Raw genomic sequence first — 12,822 nt, 5'->3', positions numbered from 1 at the left:
TGGAGAAAAAATTGGTCGATGTAAATAAATTTGAGAGTATGCGAATTGGTATCGCATCTCCACAAAAAATTCGTTACTGGTCATTTGGTGAAGTCAAAAAACCAGAAACAATCAACTACCGTACACAAAAACCAGAGCGTGAAGGACTTTTTGATGAGCGTATTTTTGGTCCACAAAAAGACTGGGAATGTGCCTGTGGTAAATTAAAAGGTGTTTTCTACAAAAATCAAGTGTGTGAACTTTGTGGAGTTCAAGTAACAACCGCAAAATCACGTCGTGAACGCATGGGACATATCGAACTTGCTGCACCAACATCACATATCTGGTATTTCAAAGGCATTCCTTCTCGTATGGGACTTGCGCTTGATATGAGCCCACGTTCTCTTGAAGAAATCATTTACTTTGCAAGTTATGTCGTCATTGACCCTAAAGAAACGTCTCTTGAAAAGAAACAACTCTTGACTGAACGTGAATATCGTGAACAACTTTTGAAAAATGGTTTTGGTTCATTTGTAGCAAAAATGGGAGCAGAAGCCATCCAAGATTTGCTTAAAAATGTTGATATTCCTAAAGAGCTTGCTGAACTTAAAGAAGAATTGAAAAATGTTTCAGGTCAACGCCGTGTAAAAATCATTCGTCGTTTGGACGTTTTGTCAGCTTTCCAAAAATCTGGCAATAAGTTGGAATGGATGGTATTAAATGTTTTGCCAGTTATTCCACCAGATTTACGTCCAATGGTACAGCTTGATGGAGGACGTTTTGCAACATCTGACTTGAATGATTTGTATCGCCGTGTTATCAACCGTAACAACCGTTTGAAACGTTTGATGGAGCTCAATGCTCCAAATATCATTGTACAAAATGAAAAACGTATGCTTCAAGAAGCTGTTGATACGTTGATTGATAATGGTCGTCGTGGTCGTCCAATCACTGGTGCTGGTAACCGCCCATTGAAATCTCTTTCACATATGTTGAAAGGGAAACAAGGACGTTTCCGTCAAAACTTACTCGGAAAACGTGTTGACTATTCTGGACGTTCCGTTATCGCTGTTGGTCCAACGCTTAAGATGTATCAATGTGGTATTCCACGTGAGATGGCAATCGAATTGTTCAAACCATTTGTAATGGCACAACTTGTCAAAAAAGATTTGGCTGCCAATGTACGTGCTGCAAAACGTAAAGTAGAACGTCAGGATTCTGATGTTTGGGACGTTCTTGAAGAAGTGGTGAAAGAACATCCAGTACTTCTTAATCGCGCACCTACGCTTCACCGTTTGGGAATCCAAGCTTTTGAACCTGTTTTGATTGACGGGAAAGCAATGCGTTTGCATCCACTTGCTTGTGAAGCCTATAATGCTGACTTTGATGGTGACCAAATGGCTATTCACTTGCCATTGTCTGAAGAAGCACAAGCTGAAGCACGTTTATTGATGCTTGCTGCTGAACACATCTTGAATCCTAAAGATGGTAAACCAGTCGTTACTCCATCACAAGATATGGTCTTGGGTAACTACTACATCACAATGGAACAAGAAGGGCGTGAAGGCGAAGGAATGATTTTCTCAAGTCCTGAGGAAGTTGAAATCGCACGAACAAATGGTATTGTACATTTGCACACACGTATCGGTATCATCGCAAGTTCATTGGATCGTCCTTGGACAGATTTCCAAAAAGATAAGATTTTGATTACGACTGTTGGTAAAGTGAAGTTCAATGAAATCATTCCTAATGGTATGCCTTTCATCAATGAACCTACGGAAGCCAACTTGACAACACAAACAGATGACCGGTTCTTTATGGCACAGGGACTTGATATTCAAGATTTCTTGAAAGAATTGCCTACAGTATTGCCATTCAAGAAGAAATATCTTGGAAATATCATCGCTGAAGTCTTCAAACGTTATCGCACGACTGCTACATCTGTTTTCCTTGATGAATTGAAAGATTTGGGTTATCATCAATCAACACTTGCTGGTTTGACAGTTGGTATTGCTGATATTCCTGTCGTAGATAAGAAACCTGAAATCATCGCTGCTGCACATGATAAAGTGGCACAAATCACAAAACAATTCCGTCGTGGATTGATTACTGATGATGAACGTTACAATCACGTCTGTGATGTTTGGCGTGATGCTAAGGAACAGTTGGAACATCATTTGATTGACGAACAAGATATTTCAAATCCTATTGTCATGATGATGGACTCTGGTGCCCGTGGTAATATCTCAAACTTCTCACAACTTTCTGGTATGCGTGGATTGATGGCTGCTCCTAATGGTAAAACAATGGAACTTCCCGTTATTTCAAACTTCCGTGAAGGTCTGACTGTTTTGGAAATGTTCTTCTCAACTCACGGTGCGCGTAAAGGTATGACGGATACGGCGCTTAAGACTGCCGAGTCTGGTTACTTGACACGTCGTTTGGTTGATGTGGCGCAAGATGTGATTATCCGTGAAGAAGACTGTGGGACTGACCGTGGTTTACTTGTGCGTGAAATTGCTGATGGACGTGAAATGATTGAACCATTGTATGAACGTTTGGTTGGTCGTTACACGAAGAAATCTGTTGTAAATCCTGAGACTGGTGAAGTGATTATTGGTAGCAATGAATTGATTTCAGAAGATATTGCACGTCAAATCGTTAATGCTGATGTTAAAGAAGTAACAATCCGTTCTATCTTTACTTGTAAAACTCCTCATGGTGTATGTAAACATTGTTATGGTATGGATATGGCAACTGGTGGTACAGTTGAAGTCGGTGAAGCTGTTGGTATTATTGCCGCACAAGCCATTGGTGAACCTGGTACTCAGTTGACAATGCGTAACTTCCACACGGGTGGTGTGGCTACAAGTACAGATATCACACAAGGTCTTCCTCGTGTTCAGGAAATCTTTGAAGCCCGTAATCCTAAAGGGGAAGCGGTCATTACAGAGGTGACTGGTACAGTTGATTCTATTGTTGAAGATGCTGCCACTCGTACAAAAGAAGTAACAATCAAAGGTAAAACAGATACACGCAGTTATGTTGTGCCTATGTCTGGACAAATGCTGGTTGAACAAGGCGAATTTATTCACCGAGGAACACCGTTGATTAGCGGTTCTATTGAACCTAAACACTTGCTTCAAGTACGTGATGCTTTGTCTGTTGAAACTTACTTGCTTGCGGAAGTTCAAAAAACTTACCGTGGTCAAGGTGTGGAAATCGGTGACAAGCACATCGAGGTTATGGTACGTCAAATGCTTCGGAAAGTGCGTGTGATGGACAATGGCGATGCGGATGTTTTGCCAGGTACATTGATGGATATTGCTGACTTTGAAGAATTGAATTTGGAACTTTTGCTTACTGGTAAAAATCCTGCAACGGCACGTCCAGTGCTTATGGGAATTACCAAGGCATCACTTGAAACGAATTCATTCTTGTCCGCGGCTTCTTTCCAAGAAACAACACGTGTTCTTACGGATGCTGCTATTCGCGGTAAAGAAGACCACTTGCTTGGTTTGAAGGAAAATGTCATTATCGGTAAGATTATTCCTGCTGGTACTGGTATGTTCCGTTATCGTAATCTTGAACCTTTGTCAGACTTGACAAATGCTCCAGAGCTTCCTAAACCAACACCAGCTGCTGAGACAGTTGCTGTTACAGATAAAAAATAACAATATAAAAAATCCTGTCAGTTTTGACAGGATTTTTTTGATAAAAATAATTTTGACAGTTTTGTAAAAATTATTTTGTGTTCAATTTTTTTGACAGAACTGTCAAAAAGTTTATTTGTGAAATTAGTAGATAATTGTCCGTTTTTCTGTGCTGAGATTAAGAGTTTCTGTTGCGCGGATTTCGTGAGTTTCTCCGTCAATTTGAATAGGTTGATTATCGCTTGTTGTAATACTAAAATTTTCTGAAATATGATGAATAAAATTGGGGTTATCCAGATGTGTTGCGTTCAGTACTTTTGGAATGAGCGGGAAAATCTTAGCCAATGGAATTCGGTCAAACTCAACTAAATGAATGTTAGCATCAAGATTTGACGCATCAGGTGCAATTCTGATACCTCCACCAAAGTAAGGATGTTTGGTAAATGTCATCAAAAATGCCCTGTCAAATAAATCATTATTTTTGACAGAACTGTCAAAAAAATTAACATCAGCGCGGAAGGATTTTTTCGTGAATAAAACGTGCAAAGCAGTCAAAAGATAAGATAAACTACCAAGTTTGAGCCTGTTGAGGAACTTTTTCATTCCTCCTTCATTGGTTGCCTTGACAATCGCCGCGTCCAATCCAATTCCAATATTGTTGAGCGCATAACCGTTGAGATGTTGAGATTGATATTTGATAATGAAAATATCATGAGAGTTTCCTTTTTGCAAAGCAACAAAAGCCTGAATAGGGTCTGTGCTGAGCGACAAGCTCCTTGCAAAATCATTCCCAGAACCAGCAGGAATATAAGAAAATGGCATCTCCGCAGGCAAAGCATCAATAGAAAGTGACAAAGTTCCATCACCACCAATGATGATTAAATGGTCTATTTCCTCTTTTTGCTCACATATTTTTTTAATGAGTTCAGCTTCCTGCCCGATTTTTTCAGTGGCAAAAAGGCGATAGTCAACGCGCTCTGTTTCAAGATAAGGAAGCAGTTTTTCAAGAACACGTGCACCTTTATGCGCTCCTGAGTTTGGATTGGCAAGAATGAAATAAGTCATGACTCCATTTTATCAAAAAAATGACAAAGAAGAGCAATCAAGACATCAAAAGATGTCATAAAGAAGCACATCTTGAATTTTTATGCGAAATAGGTTATAATTATTCTGTTATAAACTGAGTAAGACTGTTTAATTTTAAATATTTTTTTGCGCAAGCAAGAACATATATTTGCAGAACATCTCCTAATTTGAAAGAAATTAGAGTTGAATGAATAGAATTTATAGATTATAATAGTTAAAAACAAAGAAAAGAGAAAAAGATGAGTTGGGATTTTTTACCTAAATATTTGGCTTACTTCAATGATGGAATGATTATCACGCTGATTATATCTGTGTTTGTTGTATTACTTGGAACTGTTCTAGGGATTTTGATTGCACTGGGCAAAATGTCAAAAATTGCGCCATTGCGTTGGTTGTTGAATGCTTATATCGAAATTTTCCGTGATACACCTATGTTGATTCAAATCACGATTGGTTATCTCCTTCTTGGCGGGAGTAACTGGCCGATTTTGCACATTGGAATTTTATCTGAAGATTTGGGACGTTTAATTCCCGGAATTATTGTGATTTCACTCAATTCTGGTGCGTATATGGCAGAAATCGTACGTGCAGGTATTGAAGCAGTACCAGCTGGACAACGTGAAGCCTCTTATTCACTAGGAATTCGCCCAGGACAAACAATGATGAACGTTATTTTACCACAAGCAATTCGCAATATCTTACCTGCCGTTGGTAATGAATTTATCACGATTGTCAAAGATAGTTCACTCCTTTATACGATTGGGATTATGGAACTTTTCAATGGCGCACAGACGGTTTCAACAATGACTTATCAGACTTTGTCACCATTCCTCTTTGCTGCTGTTTATTATTTCGTTGTCTGCTTCATTCTCAGCCGACTTCTGGCATTTTATGAAAAGAAACTTGGAAAGGGATATGCAAAATGAGCGATTATTTGATTGAAACAAAAAATTTACATAAATATTTTGGAAAAAATGAAGTCCTAAAAGGTTTGGATATTCAAGTCAAAAAAGGTGAAGTTGTCGTCATGATTGGCCCATCAGGCTCAGGAAAATCAACCTTCTTGCGCACGATGAATTTACTCGAAAAACCAACAAAAGGTGAAGTTTATTTTGAAGGAACGAATATCGCAGATAAATCTGTTGATGTGTTCAAACACCGTGAAAAAATGGGCATGGTTTTCCAACAGTTCAATCTTTTCCCGAACATGACTGTTCTTGATAATCTGACATTGGCACCTGTAAAAACAGGAAAAATGAATAAAGAAGAAGCGACAGTTAAAGCAAAAGAACTGCTTGAACGTGTCGGAATGGCTGAAAAAGCGGATGCTTATCCTCAAAGCCTTTCAGGTGGACAGCAACAACGTGTTGCAATCGCGCGTGCTTTGACGATGACACCAGATGTGATGCTCTTTGATGAACCAACATCAGCACTTGACCCTGAAATGGTTGGTGAAGTTCTCGCAGTTATGCAAGAGTTGGCAAAAGAAGGCATGACGATGGTCGTTGTCACACACGAAATGGGCTTTGCTAAAGAAGTTGCAGATAAAGTTCTCTTCATGGCAGATGGTGTCATTGTAGAAGAAGGTACGCCAACAGAAGTCTTTGATTCTCCAAAAGAGAAGCGTACACAGGACTTTTTAGCGAAAGTATTGTAAAAGCAAAAAACAGCATTCGTGCTGTTTTTCTTATGGACTGTGGTATAATATGAGTAAGGAAAAAAATACTTACATGGCATAGAAAAGAGAAATCATGAAATTAGAAGATGTGAATGACAATACAATAAAAATCAGTTTGACTTTTGAAGATTTGACAGAACATGATGTCAAAATTTCAGATTTTTTTAGCAATCAAGAAGTGATTGAACAACTTTTTTATGAGTTGGTGGATGAGTTGGGACTTGAAGAACGTTTTAATAATACGGGATTATTGACTTTTCAGGTACAACCATTTTCAAAAGGAATTCATTTGATTGTGAGTGAAGAAACGGCTGAAGGTTTGGATTTCGATGAAAATGGTATTCCAGAAGATCCTGAGGAATTTGAAAAGTTGATGACAGGTTTTTATGATAAACTCAATGAAATTGGGGAAAATATGGCAGCTGAGCGTGGAATGAAAGATTTCAAACCGGGACTTGGATTGCCAGGGAAAAAGTCAAGAAAGAAAGAGCCAGAACCTGATTATGTAAATTATTCTATACATTATGATGATATTTCTTTGGCACTGCTGGCAGTTAAAAATATCCAGTTTGACGATGAAGCTTCTGAATTTTATCGTTATGAGGGAGAGTTCTATATTGTTGTATTGGATAATCAGAAAAAACGTGGGAAAATGCACGTTGAAAGTACGCGCGCACGTATGATGGAATACGGCGAAGAAACAAAATTGAGTCGTGAGTTTTTGCAAGAACATGGAGAATGTTTGATTGCAACGAGAGCTTTAGACGTTCTTAGAAAAATTTAATTATGGTTGATACAATAAAAGAAATTCCTTTTGCCTTAAAGTTTTTGATTGTTATTATCATTACTTTTGGCATTTCTTTGGTTTTTACGCCGATTATGACTTTTGTATCACGTCTTATTGGGGCAGTAGATAAGCCAAATGAGCGACGGATAAACACAAAACCTATGCCTTCAGCAGGAGGATTTGCTATTTTCTTATCTTTTGCTATAGCAAGTTTGTTTATTTTGCCTAAAATCGTTCATCCTGCCTTGCCTTATCTTGGTCAGGAAAATCCAGTAGCACCGCATTTACAAGTGCATCCAGGACAAGCTCCAAAATTGCAAAGCTATTTTAGTTATGCCCTTCCTTTTGTCATTGCTGGCGGAATTGTTGTTCTGACTGGGCTGATTGATGATATCAAGGAAATTTCTCCGAAGATGAAAATGCTTGGCTTGACGATTGCAGCAAGTTTTGTTTGGTTTTTTACTCATGCACGATTTGATAATTTAAAAGTGCCATTTGGTGGACCTTTGCTGACTTTTCCTGCTTGGCTTTCCTTTATTTTTACCGTTTTTTGGATTTTGGCGATTACGAATGCTATCAATCTGATTGATGGATTAGATGGCTTGGCGAGTGGAGTTTCGGTAATTTCGCTGTTGACAATGGGCGTTGTTTCTTATTTCTTTTTACCAAGTCCAAACGTTTTTTTGCCGATTATGATTTTTACGATTGTTGCGGCGATTATGGGATTTTTCCCTTACAATTATCATCCAGCGATTATTTATTTGGGTGATACTGGCGCATTATTTTTAGGCTTTATGATTTCAGTTTCGTCACTTCAAGGCTTGAAAAATGCTACAGCAGTCGCAGTTTTGACGCCATTGTTGATACTTGGTGTTCCTTTGACTGATACGATTATGGCAATGGTGAGGCGCAAGCTCAATCGTCAGAAAATTTCAGTGGCAGATAAGCGACATTTACATCATCGTTTGATGGCGCTAGGATTTACGCATCGTGGTGCGGTGCTTGTGATTTACGGAATTGCGGGGATTTTTGCCTTTATTTCACTGATTTTACAAGTTTCTTCACGGCTTGGTGGTATTTTGCTGATAATTGCTTGTTTATTTGGCTTGGAGATTTTCATTGAGTTGGTCGGAATTTTGGGAGAAAATCGTCAGCCAATGCTGAATGCTCTGCGCTTTATTGGAAATTCTTCTTATCGTTCAAAAGTGGTAAATAAAAGAAATCAAGAAGAAAATGAACAAGAAAATTTTGATGAAACAAAAAATTTCACTGATTTTGACGAATTAGAAGACACATTAAAATTTGACAAAACTGTCAAAAATGTTGAAGAAGAACCAAAAGTAAAATTAAGTCGGCGCGAGCGAGACAATAAATCATGAAAACAGACTTGAAATTGACCATTTCGTCTGTTTTTTGTTAAAATAGAGATAATAGAAAAATGTCAAAAGTAATTGACACTTTTTATAAATTTAACTGGACATTTTCAAGCTTTGATAAGCTAAACTTTTTTGACAGTTCTGTCAAAAAAGTTTTTACAGAAAATGGATTGAAAAATAACCAGTAATCAAAAGGAGCAGCAATGTCAACATTAGAAATCAAAGATTTGCACGTCGGCGTGGACGAAAATGGTGTTCACACAGAAATTCTCAAAGGTGTCAATTTGACACTCAATACAAATGAAATTCATGCCATCATGGGACCAAATGGAAATGGGAAATCAACTTTATCAGCTGCTATCATGGGAAATCCACATTATCATGTGACAAGTGGGACGATCACATTTGACGGCGAAAATGTCGTGGAAATGGGAGTTGACGAACGTGCGCGTCTTGGACTTTTCCTTGCAATGCAATATCCAAGCGAAATCCCAGGAATTACAAACGCAGAATTTATGCGCGCAGCCATCAACGCAAAACGCGATGAAGACCATAAAATTTCAGTCATGGATTTCTTGAAAAAACTCGACAAAAACATGGAACTTCTCAACATGAAAGAAGAAATGGCAGAACGTTATCTCAACGAAGGCTTTTCTGGTGGCGAGAAGAAACGTAATGAAATCCTGCAACTGCTCATGCTTGAACCAACTTTTGCCATTCTTGACGAAATTGACTCAGGACTTGATATTGATGCCCTCAAAGTTGTCGCAAAAGGTGTGAATTCAATGCGTGGAGATAAATTTGGCGCACTAATTATCACGCACTATCAACGTCTTCTTGACTATATCACGCCAGATGTCGTCCATATTATGATGGACGGGCGTGTTGTCATGACTGGTGGCGCTGAGCTTGCTCAACGTCTGGAAAATGAAGGTTATGTGAAGATTGCCAACGAACTTGGCATAGATTATCACGAAGAGGCGTAAATTTATGAAAAAAGAAGAAATTATCGCATTTTCGCAAGGGCATGCAGAACCTGCTTGGCTGACAGAACTCCGTGCCAAAGCTTTTGAAGTTTTGACAGAACTGTCATTGCCACATATTGAGCGGGTCAATTTTGAGCGCTGGCATTTGGACGAAGTGAAAGTGGCAGAAAGTTCAGCCGAGGGAAATGTTCCTACATTTACAGAATTGCCAAATTATCCCCTGCTCGTACAAGTTGGTTCAAACACAGTTTTGGAGCAAATCTCACCAGAACTTGCTGACAAAGGTGTCATTTTTACAGATTTTGCCACAGCACTGACAGAAATTCCAGAAATTATTGAAAAAAATTTTGACAGACTTGTCAAATTTGATGAAAACAGTTTGACAGCCGCAAATGTTGCGACATTCAACTCTGGCGCTGTTTTATATGTTCCTGACAATGTTGAAATCAATGAACCCGTCGAATCTATTTTTTATCAAGACTCAGAAAGTTCCGTTCCATTCAACAAACATCTCCTGATTATCGTCGGGAAAAATGCCAAGCTCAATTACCTCGAACGTCTCCAAACAACAGGTGCAGGCAAAGAAAAAATCAAAGCAAATTATATTGTTGAAGTCATCGCAGATAGCGGCGCACAAGTTAAATTCTCAGCTCTTGATGAACTTGGTGTCAATGTGACAGGCTTCATCAGCCGTCGCAGCCTGATTGGCGATAATGCAACGGTGGATTGGTCAATCGGTGTCATGAATGACGGTGATATCATTGCTGATTTTGACAGCGAGTTGCGTGGACAAGCTAGTCATTCCAACATCAAAGCCGTCGGTATTTCTACTGGCAAGCAAACACAAGGTGTCAATACACGTGTCACAAACTACGGCAAAAATTCCATCGGACACATTTTGCAAAATGGTGTCATTCTTGATAGTGGAACACTAACTTTAAACGGTATCGGACACATTATTCATGGGGCAAGCGGCGCAGATGCACAACAATCTTCACGCGTTCTCATGCTTTCAGATAGCGCACGTGGCGATGCCAACCCAATTCTCCTGATTGATGAAAATGACGTCACAGCAGGACACGCAGCATCTATCGGACAGATTGACCCAGAAGATTTGTATTATTTGCAAAGTCGTGGACTTGACGAAGACACAGCAAAACGCTTAGTTATTCGCGGTTTCCTCGGAGCAGTTGTCACCGAAATCCCTGTAAAATCTGTTCGTGATGAATTTATTACAACGATTGAAAGAAAGCTGGGAATGTAAATGATTGATGCCGAAAAAATCCGTCAAGATTTCCCAGTTTTAGAGCAAATCGTCAATGATGAACCACTCGTTTATCTGGATAATGCAGCTACGACACAAAAACCCAAAGCAGTACTTGAAGCTCTGCAGCATTATTATGAAACAGACAATGCCAACGTTCATCGAGGTGTACACACACTTGCAGAACGCGCCACAGCAGATTTTGAAGCCGCTCGTGAAAAAGTTCGCGCCTTTATCAATGCTAAATCAACAAAAGAAATCCTTTTTACACGAGGAACAACAACAAGTCTCAACTGGGTCGCACAGTTTGCCCGTCAAATCTTACAACCAAATGATGAAATCGTGATTTCCATTATGGAACACCACAGCAACCTCGTTCCTTGGCAACAAGCAGCACAAGCAACAGGAGCTACACTAAAATTCGTTTATCTTACAGAAAATGGCGAACTTGACATGAATGACCTCCGAGCAAAAATTACCGACAAAACAAAGTTTGTCAGTATCACACAAGTTTCAAATGTCTTAGGTACAATCAATCCCGTCAAAGAAATCGGACAAATTGCCCATGAACATGGCGCTTACATGGTCGTTGATGGAGCACAATCCACACCACATATGGCGATTGACGTCGAAGATATGAATGCAGACTTTTTCGCTTTTTCGGGACATAAAATGCTTGGCCCAACAGGAATTGGTGTGCTTTACGGTAAAGAAGAACTTCTCAACACATTTGAACCTATTGAGTTTGGTGGTGAGATGATTGACTTTGTTTACGAAGACCATAGCACTTGGACTGAACTTCCTTGGAAATTTGAAGCAGGTACACCAAATATAGCAGGTGCGATTGCTCTTGGTGCTGCGATTGATTATATCAATACGATTGGCATTTCAGAAATCCATGCACACGAACAAGAACTACTTAACTATGTCGTTCCTAAACTTCGTGCGATTGATGGCTTGACTATCTATGGTCCTACAGATAATAGTAAACGTGGTGGTGTGATTTCTTTCAATCTTGCAGGACTTCATCCACATGATGTAGCAACAGCCCTTGATATGGAAGGTGTAGCTGTGCGGGCAGGACATCATTGCGCACAACCACTCATCAATAAATTAAATACAGAAGTCGGAGCAACAGCGCGTGCAAGTTTTTATATTTATAATACAAAAGCCGATTGCGACAAACTTGTTGATGCACTTCTTAAAACAAAAGAATTTTTCAATGTATAAACAAGAAAAAACCATCCTGTTTGGCAGATAAAAATAGAAAAAAGGGACTAAAATTGGTAGTAAAAAATAAAGTTGTTATTATCACAGGTGCATCATCTGGTATTGGAGAAGCAACAGCACGGATACTAGCTGAAAAAGGAGCAAAAGTCGTTCTTGCAGCACGTAGAGAAGAAAAACTCCAAGCATTATCAAAAGAACTCGGCGATAATGTCATTTATAAAGTAACAGATGTCACAAAAATGGAAGATTTAGAAGCTTTAGCTAATTTTACGTTAGCACAATTTGGTAAGATTGACGTTCTTGTCAATTCCGCAGGTTTATCCCCTTTTTCTAATCTAATAGATAAACACGTTTCCGAATGGGATGCAATGATTGATATCAATCTCAAAGGAACACTTTATGGGATTGGCGCCGTTTTACCTCATCTTGTTGCACAACAGTCAGGACAAATTATCAATTTATCATCTATTGCAGGACACGTAGCTCATTCAGGAAGTGCAGTTTATTCAGCGACTAAGTTTGCTGTTCGCGCACTTTCAGATAGTCTGCGTGAGGAGATGGACAAGGCACATACAAAAGTGCGTGTCACCGTGATTTCACCAGGTTGGACAGACACACCAATCACCCAGTCAATTACTGATGAAAAATACAAAGCAAGTACACAAAAAGCAATGGTAAATAGTGGAATGCCAGTTGAACGCGTTGCAAACACGATTGTAGAGGCAATCAATCTCCCAGAAGACAGTGAATGGAATGAGGTTATTCTTAAGTCAAAAAACTAAG

Annotated in this window: 10 protein-coding genes; 9 read left to right on the top strand and 1 reads right to left on the bottom strand. The window is 39.1% G+C overall.

Annotated elements, in window-relative coordinates:
- Positions 1-11 precede the first annotated feature (11 nt).
- On the top strand, positions 12-3,653 hold the full coding sequence (gene rpoC / locus KJS36_RS01590; RefSeq protein WP_213533644.1) for a DNA-directed RNA polymerase subunit beta': 3,642 nt from the start codon (positions 12-14) through the stop codon (positions 3,651-3,653).
- Positions 3,654-3,776: 123 nt separating this feature from the next.
- Here the strand turns inward: rpoC and KJS36_RS01585 are convergent, their stop codons facing one another.
- Positions 3,777-4,697: a diacylglycerol/lipid kinase family protein gene (locus KJS36_RS01585; RefSeq protein WP_213533642.1), complete on the bottom strand. Its 921-nt coding sequence runs from the start codon at positions 4,695-4,697 to the stop codon at positions 3,777-3,779.
- Between the two features lie 260 nt (positions 4,698-4,957).
- Here KJS36_RS01585 and KJS36_RS01580 point away from each other — a divergent pair, with 260 nt between their 5' ends.
- From KJS36_RS01580 to KJS36_RS01545, 8 genes are all read left to right on the top strand, one after another.
- Entirely contained in the window at positions 4,958-5,644 is a 687-nt protein-coding gene (locus tag KJS36_RS01580) for an amino acid ABC transporter permease (protein ID WP_213533640.1), read from the top strand.
- The gene (locus KJS36_RS01575) at positions 5,641-6,375 is read left to right on the top strand and encodes an amino acid ABC transporter ATP-binding protein (protein ID WP_213533638.1); all 735 of its coding nucleotides are present in this window, start codon (positions 5,641-5,643) and stop codon (positions 6,373-6,375) included. Before KJS36_RS01580 ends, KJS36_RS01575 begins: the two co-directional genes overlap by 4 nt.
- Positions 6,376-6,469: 94 nt before the next feature.
- On the top strand, positions 6,470-7,180 hold the full coding sequence (locus KJS36_RS01570; RefSeq protein WP_213533636.1) for an adaptor protein MecA: 711 nt from the start codon (positions 6,470-6,472) through the stop codon (positions 7,178-7,180).
- Between the two features lie 2 nt (positions 7,181-7,182).
- Entirely contained in the window at positions 7,183-8,562 is a 1,380-nt protein-coding gene (locus tag KJS36_RS01565) for a glycosyltransferase family 4 protein (protein ID WP_213533634.1), read from the top strand.
- A 200-nt stretch (positions 8,563-8,762) separates the two neighbouring features.
- Complete coding sequence (gene sufC / locus KJS36_RS01560) at positions 8,763-9,545, top strand: Fe-S cluster assembly ATPase SufC (protein WP_213533632.1); 783 nt, start codon at positions 8,763-8,765, stop codon at positions 9,543-9,545.
- 4 nt (positions 9,546-9,549) lie between these two features.
- The gene (gene sufD / locus KJS36_RS01555; RefSeq protein ID WP_213533630.1) at positions 9,550-10,809 is read left to right on the top strand and encodes a Fe-S cluster assembly protein SufD; all 1,260 of its coding nucleotides are present in this window, start codon (positions 9,550-9,552) and stop codon (positions 10,807-10,809) included.
- Positions 10,810-12,039: a cysteine desulfurase gene (locus KJS36_RS01550; protein WP_280520326.1), complete on the top strand. Its 1,230-nt coding sequence runs from the start codon at positions 10,810-10,812 to the stop codon at positions 12,037-12,039.
- Between the two features lie 53 nt (positions 12,040-12,092).
- Positions 12,093-12,821 carry an SDR family oxidoreductase gene (locus tag KJS36_RS01545; RefSeq protein WP_213533628.1) on the top strand — a complete coding sequence of 243 codons (729 nt, stop codon included), beginning with the start codon at positions 12,093-12,095 and terminating at the stop codon, positions 12,819-12,821.
- Position 12,822 lies beyond the last annotated feature (1 nt).

This window comes from Lactococcus nasutitermitis (genome assembly GCF_018403765.1).
In the GTDB taxonomy this organism is placed as follows: domain Bacteria; phylum Bacillota; class Bacilli; order Lactobacillales; family Streptococcaceae; genus Lactococcus; species Lactococcus nasutitermitis.
Note: the sequence above shows the minus strand (reverse complement) of the source record. Positions and strands in the feature narration are given on the sequence as shown.

Bases quoted from the DNA above. Each gene is read 5' to 3' on its own strand.
- KJS36_RS01585 (WP_213533642.1), bottom strand. From the start codon at position 4,697: ATGACTTATTTCATTCTTGCCAATCCAAACTCAGGAGCGCATAAAGGT.
- KJS36_RS01580 (WP_213533640.1), top strand. From the start codon at position 4,958: ATGAGTTGGGATTTTTTACCTAAATATTTGGCTTACTTCAATGATGGA.
- KJS36_RS01575 (WP_213533638.1), top strand. From the start codon at position 5,641: ATGAGCGATTATTTGATTGAAACAAAAAATTTACATAAATATTTTGGA.
- KJS36_RS01570 (WP_213533636.1), top strand. From the start codon at position 6,470: ATGAAATTAGAAGATGTGAATGACAATACAATAAAAATCAGTTTGACT.
- KJS36_RS01565 (WP_213533634.1), top strand. From the start codon at position 7,183: ATGGTTGATACAATAAAAGAAATTCCTTTTGCCTTAAAGTTTTTGATT.
- sufC (WP_213533632.1), top strand. From the start codon at position 8,763: ATGTCAACATTAGAAATCAAAGATTTGCACGTCGGCGTGGACGAAAAT.
- sufD (WP_213533630.1), top strand. From the start codon at position 9,550: ATGAAAAAAGAAGAAATTATCGCATTTTCGCAAGGGCATGCAGAACCT.
- KJS36_RS01550 (WP_280520326.1), top strand. From the start codon at position 10,810: ATGATTGATGCCGAAAAAATCCGTCAAGATTTCCCAGTTTTAGAGCAA.